The 18,492-nt window shown below is 54.4% G+C and carries 14 protein-coding genes; 11 read left to right on the top strand and 3 right to left on the bottom strand.

The window, feature by feature from the left end:
* Positions 1-63 precede the first annotated feature (63 nt).
* From phoB to malZ, 5 genes are all read left to right on the top strand, one after another.
* Positions 64-753, top strand: coding sequence for a phosphate response regulator transcription factor PhoB (phoB, locus tag OGV77_RS04640; RefSeq protein ID WP_003021496.1), 690 nt, complete (start codon positions 64-66; stop codon positions 751-753).
* A gap of 50 nt (positions 754-803) precedes the next feature.
* Positions 804-2,099, top strand: a complete 1,296-nt coding sequence (gene phoR, locus OGV77_RS04635; RefSeq protein ID WP_087051642.1) for a phosphate regulon sensor histidine kinase PhoR — start codon at positions 804-806, stop codon at positions 2,097-2,099.
* A 405-nt stretch (positions 2,100-2,504) separates the two neighbouring features.
* Entirely contained in the window at positions 2,505-3,824 is a 1,320-nt protein-coding gene (gene brnQ, locus OGV77_RS04630) for a branched-chain amino acid transporter carrier protein BrnQ (protein ID WP_043015372.1), read from the top strand.
* Between the two features lie 81 nt (positions 3,825-3,905).
* Positions 3,906-5,279: a proline-specific permease ProY gene (proY, locus tag OGV77_RS04625; RefSeq protein ID WP_016152018.1), complete on the top strand. Its 1,374-nt coding sequence runs from the start codon at positions 3,906-3,908 to the stop codon at positions 5,277-5,279.
* A 138-nt stretch (positions 5,280-5,417) separates the two neighbouring features.
* Entirely contained in the window at positions 5,418-7,235 is a 1,818-nt protein-coding gene (gene malZ / locus OGV77_RS04620) for a maltodextrin glucosidase (RefSeq protein WP_087051641.1), read from the top strand.
* Here malZ and OGV77_RS04615 read toward each other — a convergent pair.
* Positions 7,229-8,131 (bottom strand): LysR substrate-binding domain-containing protein, encoded by a 903-nt coding sequence (locus OGV77_RS04615; RefSeq protein WP_047413073.1) that lies wholly within the window; start codon positions 8,129-8,131, stop codon positions 7,229-7,231. The genes malZ and OGV77_RS04615 overlap by 7 nt on opposite strands.
* Positions 8,132-8,404: 273 nt before the next feature.
* On the opposite strand from OGV77_RS04615, the gene OGV77_RS04610 reads away from it, so the two are divergent.
* The 5 genes from OGV77_RS04610 (at position 8,405) to OGV77_RS04590 (ending at position 15,843) form a co-directional block, all read left to right on the top strand.
* Complete coding sequence (locus OGV77_RS04610) at positions 8,405-9,046, top strand: hydrolase (protein ID WP_003021513.1); 642 nt, start codon at positions 8,405-8,407, stop codon at positions 9,044-9,046.
* A gap of 173 nt (positions 9,047-9,219) precedes the next feature.
* A complete protein-coding gene (locus OGV77_RS04605) occupies positions 9,220-9,765 on the top strand; it encodes an antibiotic biosynthesis monooxygenase (protein WP_087051640.1) in 546 nt (181 codons plus the stop codon).
* Between the two features lie 21 nt (positions 9,766-9,786).
* Positions 9,787-11,655 carry an amidohydrolase gene (locus OGV77_RS04600; RefSeq protein WP_087051639.1) on the top strand — a complete coding sequence of 623 codons (1,869 nt, stop codon included), beginning with the start codon at positions 9,787-9,789 and terminating at the stop codon, positions 11,653-11,655.
* Between the two features lie 136 nt (positions 11,656-11,791).
* A complete protein-coding gene (locus tag OGV77_RS04595) occupies positions 11,792-14,449 on the top strand; it encodes a DUF2339 domain-containing protein (protein WP_087051638.1) in 2,658 nt (885 codons plus the stop codon).
* Positions 14,446-15,843 (top strand): DUF3999 domain-containing protein, encoded by a 1,398-nt coding sequence (locus OGV77_RS04590; protein WP_087051637.1) that lies wholly within the window; start codon positions 14,446-14,448, stop codon positions 15,841-15,843. Before OGV77_RS04595 ends, OGV77_RS04590 begins: the two co-directional genes overlap by 4 nt.
* A 48-nt stretch (positions 15,844-15,891) precedes the next feature.
* Here OGV77_RS04590 and OGV77_RS04585 read toward each other — a convergent pair whose 3' ends face one another.
* Both OGV77_RS04585 and acpH read right to left on the bottom strand, forming a co-directional pair.
* Positions 15,892-16,494, bottom strand: coding sequence for a peroxiredoxin (locus tag OGV77_RS04585; protein ID WP_003021524.1), 603 nt, complete (start codon positions 16,492-16,494; stop codon positions 15,892-15,894).
* A 168-nt stretch (positions 16,495-16,662) separates the two neighbouring features.
* Complete coding sequence (acpH, locus tag OGV77_RS04580; RefSeq protein WP_043015379.1) at positions 16,663-17,244, bottom strand: ACP phosphodiesterase; 582 nt, start codon at positions 17,242-17,244, stop codon at positions 16,663-16,665.
* A 90-nt stretch (positions 17,245-17,334) separates the two neighbouring features.
* Here acpH and queA point away from each other — a divergent pair, with 90 nt between their 5' ends.
* Positions 17,335-18,399 (top strand): tRNA preQ1(34) S-adenosylmethionine ribosyltransferase-isomerase QueA, encoded by a 1,065-nt coding sequence (gene queA, locus OGV77_RS04575; protein ID WP_043015380.1) that lies wholly within the window; start codon positions 17,335-17,337, stop codon positions 18,397-18,399.
* Positions 18,400-18,492: the final 93 nt, after the last annotated feature.

The following is an 18,492-nucleotide window of genomic DNA, read 5'->3' as shown; positions in this document are numbered from 1 at the left end:
TAAAACTGACGCATAATGGCACTGTATTGATGGCAAACGATTTAATTATAAACAGGGCAAATCATGGCGAGACGTATTCTGGTCGTAGAAGATGAAGCTCCAATTCGTGAAATGGTCTGCTTCGTGCTCGAGCAAAACGGATTTCAACCCGTTGAAGCCGAAGACTATGACAGTGCTGTGAACCAACTCAATGAACCCTGGCCGGATCTCGTCTTACTTGACTGGATGCTTCCCGGCGGCTCGGGTCTGCAGTTTATTAAACATCTCAAGCGCGAAGCGATGACGCGGGACATCCCTGTGATGATGCTGACGGCGAGAGGTGAAGAGGAAGACCGCGTTCGGGGTCTGGAAACCGGCGCGGATGACTATATTACCAAGCCGTTTTCTCCCAAGGAGCTGGTGGCGCGTATTAAAGCGGTTCTGCGTCGTATTTCCCCGATGGCGGTGGAAGAGGTTATTGAGATGCAGGGGCTAAGCCTTGATCCGACCTCGCATCGCGTGATGACCGGCGAGGATCCGCTGGATATGGGGCCGACCGAATTCAAACTGTTGCACTTCTTTATGACTCACCCTGAGCGTGTCTACAGCCGTGAACAACTCCTCAATCATGTCTGGGGAACCAATGTCTACGTGGAAGACCGGACAGTGGATGTGCATATCCGCCGCTTACGTAAAGCGCTGGAGCACAGCGGACACGATCGTATGGTGCAGACGGTTCGCGGGACGGGATATCGTTTTTCGACCCGCTTCTGACTGACAAGAATCATGGCCTGATGGATTAGGCCGTAAATGGAGTAAGACGTTTGCTAGAACGATTGTCATGGAAAAGGTTGGTACTGGAGCTGATCCTGTGCTGCATACCGGCATTTATCCTTAGCGCTTTTTTCGGTTACCTGCCCTGGTTTTTACTGGCGTCGGTAACGGGCCTGCTTATCTGGCATTTCTGGAATCTATTACGTTTGTCCTGGTGGCTATGGGTCGACAGAAGCATGACGCCGCCGCCGGGGCGAGGCAGTTGGGAGCCGCTGTTATATGGGCTGCATCAAATGCAGCTTCGCAACAAAAAGCGCCGTCGAGAACTGGGTAACCTGATTAAACGTTTTCGCAGCGGGGCGGAATCGCTACCCGACGCGGTGGTGTTGACCACCGAAGAAGGCGGTATCTTCTGGTGTAACGGACTGGCTCAGCAGGTTCTGGGACTGCGCTGGCCGGACGATAGCGGGCAAAATATTCTTAACCTGCTTCGCTATCCGGAATTCACACAATATCTGAAAACGCGCGACTTTAGCCGGCCTATCAATCTGGTGCTCAATACCGGACGGCATCTGGAAATTCGCGTGATGCCCTACACCGATAAGCAACTGCTGATGGTGGCGCGCGACGTTACCCAGATGCACCAACTTGAAGGTTCACGACGTAACTTTTTTGCTAACGCCAGCCATGAGCTGCGTACGCCGCTGACGGTGTTACAGGGTTACCTGGAAATGATGCAGGAGCATCCGCTGGAAGGGACGACGCGTGAAAAAGCACTGCATACCATGCGTGAACAAACGTACCGCATGGAAGGACTGGTGAAACAGCTGCTGACGCTGTCAAAAATTGAGGCTGCACCGACGCTGCAACTGAATGAGAAGGTCGATGTACCCATGATGCTGCGCGTAGTTGAGCATGAAGCGCAGACGCTGAGCCAGCAAAAACATACGTTTACCTTTGATGTTGATAACAGCCTGAACGTGCGGGGTAACGAGGAACAGTTGCGTAGCGCTATCTCGAATCTCGTCTACAACGCAGTAAACCACACGCCTGCGGGAACGCACATTACCGTACGCTGGCAGCATGTGGCGTCGGGGGCGGAGTTTTGTGTGGAAGATAACGGTCCGGGCATTGCCGCCGAGCATATTCCACGTTTGACCGAACGTTTTTACCGAGTGGATAAAGCGCGATCGCGGCAAACAGGCGGTAGCGGGCTGGGTCTGGCCATCGTGAAGCATGCGCTGCATCATCACGACAGCCGCTTGAATATCGAAAGCGAACCAGGTCAGGGGACGCGATTTAGTTTCGTGATCCCGGAACGTTTGATTGCCAAAAGTAACGGTTAAAGCACATTCGTAAGATTAACTTTCCAAAAGCCAGCACAAGCTGGCTTTTTCCATGCGGTCAATATATGACTCCTGAATTTTACGACGTTTGATTGTTTTTTGTTCGAACTATTACCCATACCTTTTTCCATGAAATGGTGTTTTGTGCTAACCCAATTTTTCATATCGCTATATTGTTCTGGTTTTTGGATCCCACCTTGCTTTAAAACGTTATAAGCGTTTAAATTGCGCTCCAGGTGCTGTCATACCGACTGCATTTGCGCGGTAAATCGAAAAACTATTCTTCGCCGCGCCAGCTCGGGAGTGTTTCCCGCTGGAATTGAGCAAAAATGCCGCTGTATTGTCCCCCAGGGAAAGGCAAAAATTTATTATTTTCAACACCACATCCACAGGCAGTAAGACTTTATGACCCATCAGTTAAAATCGCGCGATATTATCGCTTTGGGATTTATGACATTTGCACTGTTCGTTGGTGCAGGTAACATCATCTTCCCCCCAATGGTTGGTTTGCAGGCAGGTGAACACGTCTGGACTGCGGCTTTTGGCTTTTTGATTACCGCCGTTGGTTTGCCGGTGCTTACCGTTGTCGCGCTGGCGAAAGTCGGTGGTGGTGTTGACCGACTGAGCACGCCTATCGGTAAAGTCGCCGGTCTGCTGCTGGCGACCGTTTGCTATCTGGCAGTTGGGCCGTTATTTGCTACTCCACGTACCGCGACGGTCTCTTTCGAAGTCGGGATTGCACCGCTGACCGGTGACTCTGCGTTGCCGCTGTTTATCTATAGCGTTATCTATTTCGCGATTGTCATTCTGGTTTCACTGTATCCGGGTAAACTGCTGGATACGGTTGGTAATTTCCTGGCGCCGCTGAAAATTCTGGCGCTGGTGGTACTGTCTGTCGCTGCAATTGTCTGGCCAGCGGGCCCGATCAGTAATGCGATGGAGGCCTATCAAACTGCGGCGTTTTCTAATGGCTTCGTGAACGGGTATCTGACCATGGATACGCTGGGCGCGATGGTATTTGGTATTGTTATCGTTAACGCTGCTCGCTCGCGTGGCGTTACTGAAGCGCGTCTGCTGACCCGTTACACCGTTTGGGCGGGTTTAATGGCAGGTGTGGGCTTAACGCTGCTGTATCTCGCGCTGTTCCGTCTGGGTTCAGATAGCGCGATTCTGGTCGATCAGTCTGCTAACGGCGCGGCAATTTTGCATGCGTATGTTCAGCACACCTTTGGTGGCGCGGGAAGCTTCCTGCTGGCGGCGCTGATTTTCATCGCCTGTCTGGTCACCGCGGTTGGCCTGACCTGCGCATGCGCAGAGTTCTTTGCCCAGTATGTTCCACTGTCTTATCGTACGCTGGTATTTATCCTCGGCGGCTTCTCGATGGTGGTCTCTAACCTGGGTCTGAGCCATCTGATTCAGATCTCTATTCCGGTGCTGACGGCTATCTATCCGCCATGTATCGCACTGGTTGTATTAAGCTTTACCCGCTCATGGTGGCATAATTCTTCCCGCGTCATTGCACCTGCGATGTTTATCAGCCTGATTTTTGGTATCCTTGATGGCATTAAAGCTTCTGCAATTGGCGACGTGTTACCGGCCTGGACCCAGCGTTTACCGCTGGCGGAGCAGGGGCTGGCGTGGTTGATGCCAACAGTCGTGATGGTGATCCTGGCAGTTATCTGGGATCGCGCAGCGGGTCGACAAGTGACCTCCAGCGCACACTAATATCACTGACAATAAGTTTTAACCACGGGGCTATTAATATGGCCCCGTGGTTTTTTTATTGTGTTAACAGGTTAGGAATCGATGGAAAGTAATAACAAGCTAAAGCGTGGGCTGAGCACCCGGCACATCCGCTTTATGGCATTAGGTTCAGCAATTGGCACTGGGCTGTTCTACGGCTCGGCCGATGCCATCAAAATGGCGGGGCCAAGCGTATTGCTGGCCTATATTATCGGCGGTGTAGCGGCGTATATTATTATGCGTGCGCTGGGCGAAATGTCCGTTCATAACCCGGCTGCCAGCTCCTTCTCGCGCTACGCGCAGGAAAACCTTGGACCGCTGGCAGGCTACATCACCGGCTGGACCTACTGTTTTGAAATCCTGATTGTCGCTATTGCCGACGTGACTGCCTTTGGTATTTACATGGGGGTCTGGTTCCCTGCCGTTCCGCACTGGATTTGGGTCCTCAGCGTGGTGCTGATTATCTGCGCCATCAACCTGATGAGCGTGAAGGTGTTTGGCGAGCTGGAGTTCTGGTTTTCGTTCTTTAAGGTCGCCACCATTATCATCATGATTGTCGCCGGTTTCGGCATCATCATTTGGGGGATTGGCAACGGCGGGCAACCGACCGGTATCCATAACCTGTGGAGCAACGGCGGTTTCTTCAGCAACGGCTGGCTCGGCATGGTGATGTCGTTACAAATGGTGATGTTCGCCTACGGCGGGATTGAGATTATCGGGATTACCGCAGGTGAAGCCAAAGACCCGGAAAAATCTATTCCGCGCGCCATCAATTCCGTACCGATGCGCATCCTCGTGTTTTACGTGGGGACGCTGTTCGTCATCATGTCCATTTACCCATGGAACCAGGTTGGCACCGACGGTAGCCCGTTCGTTCTGACGTTCCAGCATATGGGCATTACCTTTGCCGCCGGGATCCTCAACTTTGTCGTACTGACCGCGTCGCTGTCGGCCATCAACTCTGACGTCTTCGGCGTGGGTCGTATGTTGCACGGTATGGCAGAGCAGGGCAGCGCCCCGAAAATGTTCGCTAAGACCTCGCGTCGTGGCGTGCCGTGGGTCACGGTGATGGTGATGACCATCGCGCTGCTGTTTGCGGTGTATCTTAACTACATCATGCCGGAAAACGTCTTCCTGGTGATCGCCTCTCTGGCGACCTTCGCCACGGTATGGGTGTGGATTATGATCCTGCTGTCGCAGATTGCCTTCCGTCGTCGTCTGCCGCCGGAAGAGGTCAAGGCATTGAAATTTAAAGTGCCGGGTGGGGTTGTGACGACCGTTATTGGCCTGATTTTCCTGGTCTTTATCATCGCGCTTATCGGCTATCATCCGGATACCCGTATTTCGCTGTACGTCGGCTTTGCGTGGATTATCCTGCTGCTGGCCGGCTGGGTTTTCAAGCGCCGTCGCGAGCGTCAACTGGCTGAAGCGCAGTAATATTTTTGCCGGGTAGCCTGATGTTACCCGGCAATTTTCTCCTCCCCCGAGCTCCTCCCCCAATAAACGTTAAGATGAGGAGTGATCCTGCACTTCGCTATGGCAAGCTGACGTCATTATCATCAAAGGGGATACGTGATGTTGAACGCCTGGCACCTTCCGGTTGCCCCATTTGTTAAGCAAAACAAAGATCAACTGACGATTACATTATGGCTGGCGGGGGAGAATCCACCCCAGCGGGTGACGCTACGCGCAGAAAACGATAACGAAGAGATTTCGCTGGCTATGCGCAAGCAGCGCAGCCAGCCGCAGCCGGGCGTGACCGCGTGGCGAGCGGCAATCGATCTCTCCAGCGGGCAGCCTCGTCGACGCTATAGCTTTAAATTACTTTGGCTCGATCGTCAGCTGTGGTTTACCCCGCAGGGTTTCAGCCGTTTTCCGCCTGCGCGTCTGGAGCAGTTTGCGATTGATGTGCCGGATAACGGTCCGCAGTGGGTCGCCGATCAGATTTTCTATCAAATTTTCCCGGACCGTTTTGCCCGCAGCCAGTCGCGTGAAGCGGCTCAGGATAATGTCTATTACCACCACGCGGCCGGGCACGATATTGTGCGGCGCGAGTGGGACGAGCCGCTTATGGCTCAGGCCGGCGGCTCCACGTTTTATGGCGGTGATTTGGATGGCATCAGTGAAAAGCTGCCGTACCTGAAAACGTTAGGGGTCACGGCGCTGTATCTGAATCCGGTGTTTACCGCGCCGAGCGTGCATAAATACGATACCGAAGATTACCGCCATGTTGATCCACAGTTTGGCGGCGACAGAGCACTGCTGCGCCTGCGTCACAACACCCAACGGCAGGGCATACGGCTGATTCTCGACGGTGTTTTTAACCATAGCGGCGATTCGCACGCCTGGTTTGACCGGCATAATCGGGGAACCGACGGGGCGTGCCATAATCCGCAATCTCCCTGGCGCGACTGGTATCATTTTTCAGATGATGGTGTCGCGCTCGACTGGCTGGGGTATGCCAGCCTGCCTAAGCTGGACTTTTCCTCCGCAAGCCTGGTGAATGAAATTTATCGCGGCGAAGACAGTATCGTCCGCCACTGGCTGAAAGCGCCGTGGAGTATGGACGGCTGGCGTCTGGATGTGGTGCACATGCTGGGAGAGACCGGTGGCGCGCGCAACAACCTGCAGCACGTGGCCGGTATTACGCAGGCGGCAAAAGAAACCCAGCCAGGGGCGTATGTGGTGGGCGAACATTTTGGCGATGCGCGCCAGTGGTTGCAGGCTGATGCCGAAGATGCCGCCATGAACTATCGCGGCTTTACTTTCCCCCTCTGGGGATTCCTCGCCAATACTGATATCTCATACGATCCGCAATCTATTGATGCCCAGACCTGTATGGCGTGGATGGACAACTACCGTGCGGGTTTGTCGCATCAGCAGCAACTGCGGATGTTTAATCAGCTCGACAGCCACGATACCGCCCGTTTTAAATCTCTGCTTGGTAAAGACGTTGCACGGTTACCGCTGGCGGTGGTGTGGCTGTTTACCTGGCCTGGCGTGCCCTGTATTTACTACGGTGACGAAGTGGGGCTGGATGGGAACAACGATCCATTTTGTCGCAAACCGTTCCCGTGGCAGCCTGAAAAACAGGACGCTAACCTGCTGGCGTTGTACCGGCGGCTGGCTAAATTACGCCATCAAAGCCAGGCGTTACGCCATGGCGGTTGTCAGGTGATTTACGCCGAGGATAACGTGGTGGTGTTTGTCCGTGTGCTAAACCGTCAGCGCGTGTTGGTGGCGATTAACCGTGGCCACGCCTGTGAAGTGGTCCTGCCAGCCTCGCCATTACTGAGCGTCAGCCAATGGCAGCACAAAGAGGGTAAAGGCCTGCTTGCTGATGATGTCCTGACGCTGCCGGCGATTACCGCCTCGGTGTGGTCAGGTCATTGATATAAGCGCGCAACCTCCCGGCTTGCCAGCAGCGCGTCTCGCCACCAGCGCTGTGCCAGCCCATCACGGTTATTGCGCCAGGCCATATAGGCCACGTCTTTTTGGCGAAATGAGATAACCGTTTTTTCCACCAGCTCGCCCGTGGCAAGCCACGGGCTGGCAATATGACGTGGGAGAAATCCGCAGCCCATGCCGGCCCGAAGTAGCATCACTTTACTGTGGAAGTCATCGACGCGGATCTGCGCTTGTTCTTCCATCAGATTGGTTTGTAACGGATGACAAAAGCGCGCACTGTCGCTGATAACAATCGCCCGATGCAGGCACAACTGCTCGTTGGTCAGGCCGTCCGTTGCTGCGGCCAGCGGATGCTCAGGCGCAACGACAAACACATTGTCCAGCGTACCGAGCATTTTGTAGGACCAGGCCGCAGACGTTGGCGGTTCATTAATCGCCCCCAGAATAATATCTGCTCCATTATGGGTCAGTTCCTCCCAGGAACCCGCCAGCGTATGGTGGGTAAAGCTCAGGCGCGTTTGCTTATTCAGCGCGTGAAATTCATCGATAATCGGCAACAGCGAGGCGAGGGGAAAGGAATCGTCCAGCGCAATTGCCAGCTCTTTTTCCCAGCCTGAACTCAGCTGCACTGCCTGCTTTTCGAGATCTTTTGCCGCGCTCAGCAGCAAACGTCCCTTTTCCAGCATCATCTGTCCGGTGTCGGTAAACTTAGCCCGGTGTCCGGAACGGTCAAGCAACTCGATATTCAGGTCGCTTTCCAGCTTTTGAATCATATAGCTGAGTGCCGCAGGGGTTTTAAACAGCGATTCGGCCGCCGCGGCAAATGAACCCTGTTTGTCGAGTGCGTCGAGAATGAGCAAAACATCCAGATTGATGCGCATAAGCAGAAAATATCCTGAAAATTGAACCCCTCTGTTGTACCGAATGAAGAAAAACAATGCCAGTGAATAAATTAGATGAGTTATGCGCATTTTTTTGAGGTTGTTTAGGATATATCGCAATACAAAATTAATAGTTTCACAGGATGGTAAGTTTTCTTTAATAACTCGTTAGAAATTTCCCGCTATACTCAACAAGCTTTCTGATTCAGGATCCTGCTGCTGACGGCAGATACAGACCGTTGCCTTTTAACTTATTGATTAAGAAGGTGTGATATGTCTATTCGGGAACTGATTGACCCTCAAAACTCTACGCTTATTTTTATTGATCATCAGCCGCAAATGTCATTTGGTGTAGCGAATATTGATCGCCAGACTTTAAAAAATAATACCGTGGCATTAGCGAAAGCCGGGAAAATATTCAATGTTCCGGTGATTTATACTTCTGTGGAAACAAAAAGTTTTAGCGGATATATCTGGCCAGAATTGTTAGCGGTTCATCCTGATGTAAAACCCATTGAACGCACCTCAATGAACTCCTGGGAAGATGCGGCGTTTGTGAAAGCCGTGGAAGCGACCGGACGTAAAAAACTGATTATCTCCGCGCTGTGGACCGAGGTATGTCTGACTTTCCCTGCGCTGATGGCGCTGGAAGCGGGCTACGAAGTGTATGTGGTGACCGACACTTCCGGCGGTACGTCCGTAGATGCCCATGAACGTTCTATCGATCGTATGGTGCAGGCGGGCGCCGTTCCAGTGACCTGGCAACAGGTTCTTCTTGAGTACCAGCGCGACTGGTCACGCAAAGAAACTTACGACGCCGTTATGGATCTGGTGCGCGAGCACAGCGGCGCTTACGGTATGGGCGTGGATTATGCCTATACCATGGTGCATGGCGCGCCGGAACGTAAAGCTTAAATACACGTCATCCTTCATTTTGCATCTTTGTTGGCTTCGTTTGCGTACCCCGGTCACTTACTTATGTAAGCTCCCGGGGATCCACAACCTTGCCGCCTCGATGCACCATGAATGATTTTGTGTATTGCTTTCCTGGCCTAAGCGGCCTGTTTCCTCTCAACAAGGAACCCTTCATGGCGCAGAGCAAACATGTGACGTTGGTGATTACCCACACCTTGCTACCTCAGCAGGCGCAGCGGTATGAGCAGTGGTTGGGGAAAATCATGCCTGTAGCGGCTGAATTTCCCGGTCATCTCGGCGCGAACGTGATTCGCCCAGCAGATGGCAACAACCTGTGGAACATCATTATCCGCTTCGACACGCTTGAGCATCTGTATAACTGGACCCAGTCCGATACGCGCCGCGTGCTGGTCGAAGAGATTGCTCCACTGCTGGCGGAAGGTGACAAAACCGAAATTCGCACCGAAGCGGCATTCTGGTTTACGCCGCCCGCGCCCCATGTACGCCAGCCCAAACGCTGGAAACAGTTTCTGATAACCCTGCTGGTGATATTTCCCAGCACCAATCTGGTGCCGTGGTTGACCGGCATGGTGCTGCCTGCAATGAAGGGCTCGTTACTCCTGCATCTCATCAATGATGCCTTTGTGGTTGCGCTGGTGGTCTGGTTCTGGATGCCCATCGTAACCCGTCTGTTTGCCGGATGGCTGAAAAAAGCCTGACCGGTTTCTCAGGAGATTGATATGTCGCAAACTGCCACATTAATTCTGACTCACGGAAAAATTCATACTCTCGAAAAACAAAACCCGCAGGTTGAGGCGGTGGCGATCGCCAATGGTAAAATCCTGGCGACCGGGAGCCACGAGCGGGTAATGAGCTTTGCCACCGAAGGGACGCAGGTTGTTGATCTGCAAGGACATACGGTGGTCCCGGGTCTGAACGATTCGCACCTGCATCTCATTCGCGGCGGTCTGAATTACAATCTGGAATTGCGTTGGGAAGGCGTGCCGTCGCTGGCGGACGCGCTACGTATGCTTAAAGAGCAGGCGGACAGAACGCCGTCGCCGCAATGGGTACGCGTGGTGGGAGGTTGGAGTGAATTCCAGTTTGCCGAACGTCGCATGCCAACCCTCGAAGAACTGAATGAAGCTGCTCCCGATACTCCGGTTTTTGTTCTGCATCTCTACGACCGGGCTTTGCTCAACCGCGCCGCGCTGAAAGCCGTCGGTTACACCAAAGCGACGCCGGATCCGGCGGGCGGTGAGATTGTGCGTGATAGCAACGGCAACCCGACCGGAATGTTGATCGCCAAACCCAATGCCATGATCCTTTATTCGACGCTGGCAAAAGGACCAAAACTGCCGCTGGAAATGCAGGTTAACTCGACCCGTCAGTTTATGCGCGAGCTGAACCGTCTGGGACTGACCAGCGCCATCGATGCGGGCGGCGGGTTCCAGAACTACCCGGAAGATTATGAGATAATTGAGCAGCTACACGCCAATAAACAGATGACGGTGCGTATCGCCTACAACCTGTTTACCCAGCGTCCGAAGCAGGAACTGGAAGACTTTGAACGCTGGACCGATATGCTCAAGCCAGGGCAGGGAACCGACTTCTATCGTGCCAATGGGGCAGGGGAAATGCTGGTTTTCTCGGCCGCGGATTTTGAAGACTTCCTCCAGCCACGCCCGGATCTGCCGGAAGGTATGGAAGATGAGCTGGAGCGCGTGGTGCGACACCTGGTTGAGCACCGCTGGCCGTTCCGCTTGCATGCTACCTACGATGAATCCATCAGCCGAATGCTGGACGTGTTTGAGAAGGTAAATCGTGATATCCCGTTCAATGGTCTGCACTGGTTCTTCGATCACGCCGAAACGATTACCGAACGGAATATCGAGCGTGTAAAAGCGCTGGGGGGCGGGATAGCGGTTCAGCACCGTATGGCGTTCCAGGGCGAATATTTTGTCGATCGCTATGGTAAAGATGCGGTCAAACATACACCGCCGGTGGCGAAAATGCTGGCGGCTGACGTTCCGGTCGGATTGGGGACTGACGCCACCCGCGTGGCCAGCTACAACCCGTGGACCGCGCTCTACTGGCTGGTTTCGGGCCGTACCGTTGGTGGTATGGCGATGTACGATGATAACAATCGCCTGCCACGCGATGTGGCGCTGGAACTGTGGACGGCCGGTAGCGCCTGGTTCTCCAGCGAACAGGGTAAGAAAGGGCGCATCGAGAAAGATCAACTGGCCGACCTGGTGGTGCTGTCTAAAGATTACTTCAGCGTGCCGGAAGAAGAGATCAAAGGCATCGAGTCGGTGATGACCATTGTCGATGGCAAAGTGGTGTACGCGGCAGGGTATTTCACTCCGCTGGCACCGCCAGCCATTCCGGTTGTGCCGGACTGGTCGCCGGTAGTGAAGGTGCCGGGGCACTATCGCTCAGCGCCACCTGCTGCGGCGAAAATTGGCGCAATGGTGCAGATGCACCAGTGCTGCGGCAGCTGCGGCGTACACGGTCACCAGCATGATATTGCGCGTAAGTCGGGGATTCCGGTGTCGGACGATCGGGCTTTCTGGGGCGCACTTGGTTGCTCCTGCTTCGCGTTTTAATCCCTCCTCACAGCCCCTGGCCAAACGCAGGGGCTGATTGTATTTTCTGAAAAGCGGGTCATAGTGTTAACAGATATGGCGTAACTGCAACAAATTGTGTCATTCTGGTCTGTCTTTATACAGTGAAGGTGGAAACATGGATGAGCTGCTAACCCTTGGCTGCATTGTTTTATTCTTCGCGCTGGTAGTGGTACCTTGCCTCGCGATCGTGGCATACAGACGCAGTGCGGCGGTACGTTCCGAACTGGTGGCCTTGCGCCGTCGGGTAGAGGAACTTGAGCTGCGCGGCGTGGTGCCAGAGTCTGTGGCGCAGGCAACAGCCATTGAGCCGACGCCTGCAACAGAGAGTATTCTTTCTGATGCGCCAACGTCTGCGATTAGCAACGTGGTGCCGGAACCTGTCACTGAGCCGACGCCGGAACTTGTTAACCCGTGGGCTTCGCAGCCGAAGCCGGAGAAAGCGGCGGTATCCACGCCCAACGTCGAGCGCCCTTCTGCTTTTGGTGGGGTGATGTCATCGCTGGTGCGCTGGTTTATGCAGGGCAACCCGTTGGCAAAGCTCGGTATTTTGCTCCTGTTCCTGGGGCTTTCTTTCCTGTTGCGTTACACCGTCGAACATTCTTTGTTTCCGCTTGAGCTGCGCCTGGTGGCTGCCGCATTGTTTGCTATTGTCCTGTTGGCACTGGGCTGGCGGTTAAGGCATAAGCAACCGGTCTATGCGCTGATCCTACAGGGCGGGGCTACGGGGGCACTCTATCTCACCGTCTTTGGCGCGTTCCGGCTGTGGCAAATGCTGCCCATGACGCTGGCATTTGCGCTGCTGGTGGCGATTTGCGCGGCCAGTGTGGGTCTGGCTATTTTGCAAAAGGCACTCAGCCTGGCGATGCTGGCAAGCCTTGGCGGCTATCTCGCGCCGCTGCTGCTTTCCACCGGCGGCGGCAGTCATGTCGCACTCTTCTCTTTCTATCTTTTGCTCTCGGTGGGCATTCTCGCCATCAGCATCTGGCAGCACTGGCGGGAGCTGAATCTGCTCGGCCTGCTGTTTACCTTTGGCGTTGGTGGTTTGTGGGGACTGGATGACTATCGGCCTGAGTATTACCTGAGCTGCCAACTTTTCCTGATCGCCAACACCATTATTTTTGGCGTGCTGAGCGTGGCGCTATCGCTTCGGGCGCAGGAAAAAGGCAAACAGATTATTGACGGCGTGCTGCTGTTTGCTCCTCCACTGATAGGTTTTGGCATGCAGTATGCCATTACCCGACATATGGCATATGGTCCGGCGCTCAGCGCGCTAGGCTACGGTGGTTTCTATCTGGTGTTGGCGACGCTTGCCTTGCGGCGTTCGTCTTCTCTGGGGAGACCTCTGGTATTAGCTGCCCTGGCGCTCGGCGGCGCATTTACCACCCTGGCCATTCCGTTGGCGCTTTCAGCCCGTTGGACGGCGATGGCCTGGTCGCTGGAGGGGCTGGGTATCCTCTGGTTGGGCGTGCAACAACAGCAACGACGCATGAGTTATAGCGGTACGGCGCTGCTCGTGCTGGCCGTGGGCAGCGCGCTATGGGCGCTGACGAACGGCACAACCGCACTTTCGATGATGCTGATTTTTGCCGTGCTTAGCCTTAGCTGGCTGGCTGGTGCATGGCTATGGCGCAACATTCGGATACAGGGCAGTTGGGGGATTCTCGCGGGTGGTTTGCTTTTCTGGATTATTGCACTTGTTGCGGCATCGCAACTCATCCTGAAACAGGATCGGTGGGTGCTGTCTGGCGTGTTGGCATTAATGGCGGTATCGGTTTGGGGCTGGCGAGCGATTGCTGGTCGCCTGGCATGGCGGGAGCTGGATGCCAGTAAATGGCTGCTGTGGCCGATGATGCTCGTGGTGCTGATGTATCAAATCTCTTTGCAGCAGATTTTTGCGGCGGGTTGGCCGAATCTGGCCTGGTGTGCGGCGCTAGTTGTTGCGCTGGCGCTGCTCTGGCGTGACGCGCAGATATTACCGCCAGCGCTTTCCCGGCTGGCGCATTTGTCGTTCTTCTGGATGATTTTATTGGCGCTGGCGGTTGAGCTGTTCTGGTTCGCGCAGGCGCTGCCGTGGGGCAGGGCTGCGTGGGGAAGCGGCCTGATGATGGCGGCTGGTGGGCTGCTGATTTTCATGGTTTATCAAGCTGTTCATCGCAAGCTCTGGCCGTTTCGCATCTGGCCGGCCCTCTATTCTGTTCAGGCGATGATTCCCGTTGCGCTGGCACTGGTCGGTTTGCTCGTGCTGACGAATTTACAGGATGGCGTGGTTTATCGTCAGACGTATCTGCCGTTGCTCAACCCGTTGGAAGAGGGCGCAGCGTTTGCCCTGCTGGGGTTGGTGGTGTTTTATCGCGTGTCTCAACGCTATTTCCCGGTTCAGCTTTCCGTATGTCGCCCATGGCCGGTTGTGGCGCTGATGGCGCTCAGCTTTTGGTGGCTTAATGGTTTGCTGCTGCGCGCGTTGTCCTGGTATGGCGAAGTTGCGTGGAATGTCCAGGCGCTATGGGATTCGCGGCTGATTCAAACCTGTTTTGCTCTGTTCTGGATGTTAGCGGCGCTGGTGGTGATGCTGCGAGCGACCCGGCGTCGCTCGCGCCAGGAATGGCTGTGTGGCGCGGTTTTGCTGGGGATAGTCATCGTTAAACTGATGCTGGTGGACAGCGCGGGAGGCGGCGGCCTGGCGCGCGCGGTCGCGTTTATTGGCGTGGCCATTCTGGTGCTGATTATTGGCTATTTTTCACCCTTACCGCCCAAAGCTGGAGAAGAAAAATGAAATGGATGAAAGCGGTTCTCTGGAGTGCTCTGTTAGGAGCAACCGGCGCTGCGTGGGGCAGTAATACGGCTACGGATGCGCCAGCAGACTACGCGACGGGAGTGAAGCTCTTTACGCCTGGGTCAGAGCAATGGTATAGCCTCCCTCTGCCTTTAGCGGTATACCACGAGGCAGTCTGGCCGGACTTACGTGATATCAGGGTGTTCAACCGTCAGGGTGACGTAGTGCCTTTCACTCTGCTGGCAGAAAAAGCGCAGGCAACGTCCCCGAAAACCATTCCTCTGCGCCTTTTCCCGTTTGATTCTACGGCGCAGCAGGTGACGCCAACGCAAGATAATGAACGACCCGCGGTCCTGCTGCGTTCTAAAAATGGCATAGAAATTCGCTTCGAAAGTGAAAACCAGCAATCCATCGGGCAGAGTTATTTAATCGCTTTGCCAGACGATGTGAAAGAGACGCCATCGCTGTCCCAGTTACGTTTGATCTGGGATGCGCCTGCGAAAAACTGGCAGGGAACGGCATCGCTTTATTACAGCCGCGATTTGCGTGACTGGAGGTTGATTACAGGAAATGCGCCGCTGATGGATCTGACGCATAGCGACGACCGGTTGAAAATGGACACCTTAGGCGTTGATGACTTGCGAATGTCCGCTGATGGCGTCCCCTGGCTGCTGCTGATTCTTGATTCGCAAAGTCCTGCGCTGAATCTGAGCGGGGTGAGTGGGATAACCCGTGAGGAGCCTTCGCTTATCCAGCCTGTTTCGATGAATGCTGAAGTGGAGAGAATCGCCGAAAACCAGGCGATTTGGCGGTGGTCCAGGCCGCAACCGTTGACCTCATTACAGGTTTCACTGGATAACGAAGGCGTGTTGCCGGTTGAGCTTGAATGGCGCAAGGCAGAAAAAGAGGCCTGGCAGCCTTTAACCCGAACGGTTCTCTACAATCTGGAAAATCAGTATTCGGATGATATTCCGCTCTCCGGTGAATTGGTTGAGGCTGTCCGGATGACGACGCTTCAGGCGCGTTTGCCTGCCACCTTACCCGTGCTCAGAGGGGAGCGTGACAGCTATAAAGTGATTTTTAACGCGCAAGGCCAAAGCCCGTTTATCCTGGCATGGGGAAACAAAGCGGCGGAACCGGCGAGCATCAGTCTGGCGATGCTGATCCCGGAGGCGTTACGCAAACATAACGACCCCGACAAAATGTCGCAGGCTTTTGAGGATGAACGGGTCACCCTGGGTGGCGAGGCGAGGCTGACGGCAACGTCCGTCGCTGAGCAACAAAGCCAGTGGAAAACGCTGTTGGTATGGGGTGCGTTGATACTTGGCGTCGCCGTACTGGCTCTGATGGCGTGGAGAATCTGGCGAGAAGTGAAAAAGGGTAATCCGACATAAACCAATAAAAAAGGCCCGCATTGCGGGCCTTTTGTCGATTCATGCCAATTACAGGCTGGAAACGTTCTCGGTCAGGTATTTTGCCACGCCGTCCGGAGACGCGTTCATACCTTCTTTACCTTTTTCCCACTGTGCCGGGCAAACGTCGCCGTGCTCTTCGTGGAACTGCAGCGCGTCAACCATGCGCAGCATTTCGTCGATGTTACGACCCAGCGGCAGATCGTTAACCACCTGGTGGCGAACAACGCCGTTAGCGTCGATCAGGAAAGAACCACGCAGAGCAACGCCCGCTTCCGGGTGCTCGATGCCGTAGGCTTTCTGAATTTCGCGTTTGATGTCAGCAACCATTGCGTATTTCACTGCACCGATGCCGCCTTTGTCGACAGGGGTGTTACGCCATGCGTTGTGGACAAATTCAGAGTCGAAGGAAACGCCAACAACTTCAACGCCGCGCTTCTGGAATTCTTCGTAACGTTTGTCGAATGCGATCAGTTCAGACGGGCAAACGAAGGTGAAGTCCATCGGCCAGAAGAACAGAACGGTAGTTTTACCGTTGGTATGCTGTTTGAAGTTGAAGTTTTCAACGATCTCACCGCTACCCAGTACCGCAGCTGCTGTGAAATCCGGAGCCTGACGAGTTACCAGTACCATATAATTCTCCTGCAATGTTAAGGGGTTTTTGGAACGCAACGCGGGCCAGTATAGAGAGTGTTCGGGAATAAGACAAAGAGGCGTTGGCAATCAATGAGACAGGTTTTGTCTATCAATCTTTTGCCGGATCGCGGCTACGGCTTATCCGGCGGGGAATGCGGGCTGCAATCAAAGGGTTTTACGCCGCGCCTGGTCCATCATTTGCGGATAAAATTGCCAGAAACGTTCTTCTAACGCATCGTAATGCGTATCGAGGTCATACCATGAGTCGCGCAGGGCATCGAGTCGCGGGCGGCGGCTGGCCATGCCGTTCAGGACGTTCTGGATAAAATCCATGTCCCGGTAGCGCTCAAGCCATTTCTCTGACCATATATAGTTGTTCAGATTGATAAAGCGCGGCGGCGATTCCGGTAAAATAGTGGTTACCTGGGTACGGGCATAGCGCACAAAGTCCGTCAGCGGGAAGTCAGGGGAGATTTCCGACCAGTGGCGCGACAGAAAATGATCCCACATAACATCCAGCGTAATCGGTGCGACGCGGCGCGTTTCGCTACGAAACCACTCTTTGGCTTCACGCACCTGCGGCAGGTTATCGGTCATCACGTCGATACGACGGTGCATGAAGATGCCCTCCACCACGTCAGGCGAATAGTGCGTTTCCGGATTACCCCGGACAAAATCGGCCAGCAGATTGCCGGAAAGCGAGCTGTCGGCAAGATGAGCGAGATGCAAATGTGCAAGAAAATTCATAGTTAAACGTTTATCCAGAGGGGTAAAGGTTGCAGGGAGAACGCCCCGGCACTAGACTACCCGCCTCTTATTTTAGTCTGAGTCAGTGTCATGCGCGTTACCGATTTCACCTTTGAACTACCCGAATCCCTGATTGCCCACTATCCGCAAGCTGAGCGCAGTAGCTGCCGCTTGCTGTCTTTGGACGGGCCGACGGGCGCGCTGACGCACGGTACTTTCACCGATTTGCTCGATAAGCTCAACCCTGGAGATTTGCTGGTCTTTAACAACACTCGCGTCATTCCTGCGCGTTTGTTTGGCCGTAAAGCCAGCGGCGGCAAGATTGAAGTACTGGTCGAGCGTATGCTGGATGACAAACGTATTCTGGCGCATATTCGTGCTTCGAAAGCGCCGAAGCCGGGCGCTGAGTTGCTGCTGGGCGACGACGAAAGTATTAACGCGACGATGGTCGCCCGCCATGACGCGCTGTTTGAAGTTGAGTTTAACGACGAACGCAGCGTGCTGGATATCCTCAACGCCATCGGCCATATGCCGTTGCCGCCGTATATCGACCGTCCCGATGAAGACGCCGACCGCGAGCTGTACCAGACCGTGTATAGTGAAAAACCGGGTGCCGTCGCCGCGCCGACTGCGGGTCTGCACTTTGACGATCCGCTGCTGGCTAAACTGCGCGATAAAGGTATTGAAATGGCGTTCGTCACGCTGCACGTCGGCGCGGGTACTTTCCAGCCGGTGCGCGTAGACACCATTGAAGACCACATTATGCACTCTGAATATGCGGAAGTGCCGCAGGATGTGGTGGACGCGGTGCTGGCGGCGAAAGCGCGCGGCAACCGCGTGATTGCGGTGGGCACCACCTCCGTACGTTCACTGGAAAGCGCAGCGCAGGCTGCCAAAAACGACCTTATCGAGCCATTCTTCGGCGATACGCAAATTTTCATTTATCCAGGCTATAAATATCAGGTGATTGATGCCCTGGTAACCAACTTCCACCTGCCGGAATCGACGCTGATCATGCTGGTTTCCGCGTTTGCTGGTTATAAAAACACCATGCACGCCTATCATGAAGCGGTAAAAGCGGAATATCGCTTTTTTAGTTACGGTGATGCGATGTTTATCACGTACAATCCGCAGGCTATTTCTGAGCGACCGTGAGAAGGCTATCTCACTTGCCATTTTGATGGCGGGCAGTGCTCGCCATCCTCACGTACTGCGTGTACGCTCCGGTGGCTGTGCGCTGGTCGCCCC

It is taken from the genome of Citrobacter sp. Ce129 (assembly GCF_030334545.1).
GTDB classification, from domain to species: Bacteria; Pseudomonadota; Gammaproteobacteria; order Enterobacterales; family Enterobacteriaceae; genus Citrobacter; species Citrobacter europaeus.
The sequence above is the reverse complement of the archived record's forward strand: the minus strand, read 5'-3'. Positions and strand labels throughout refer to the sequence as shown.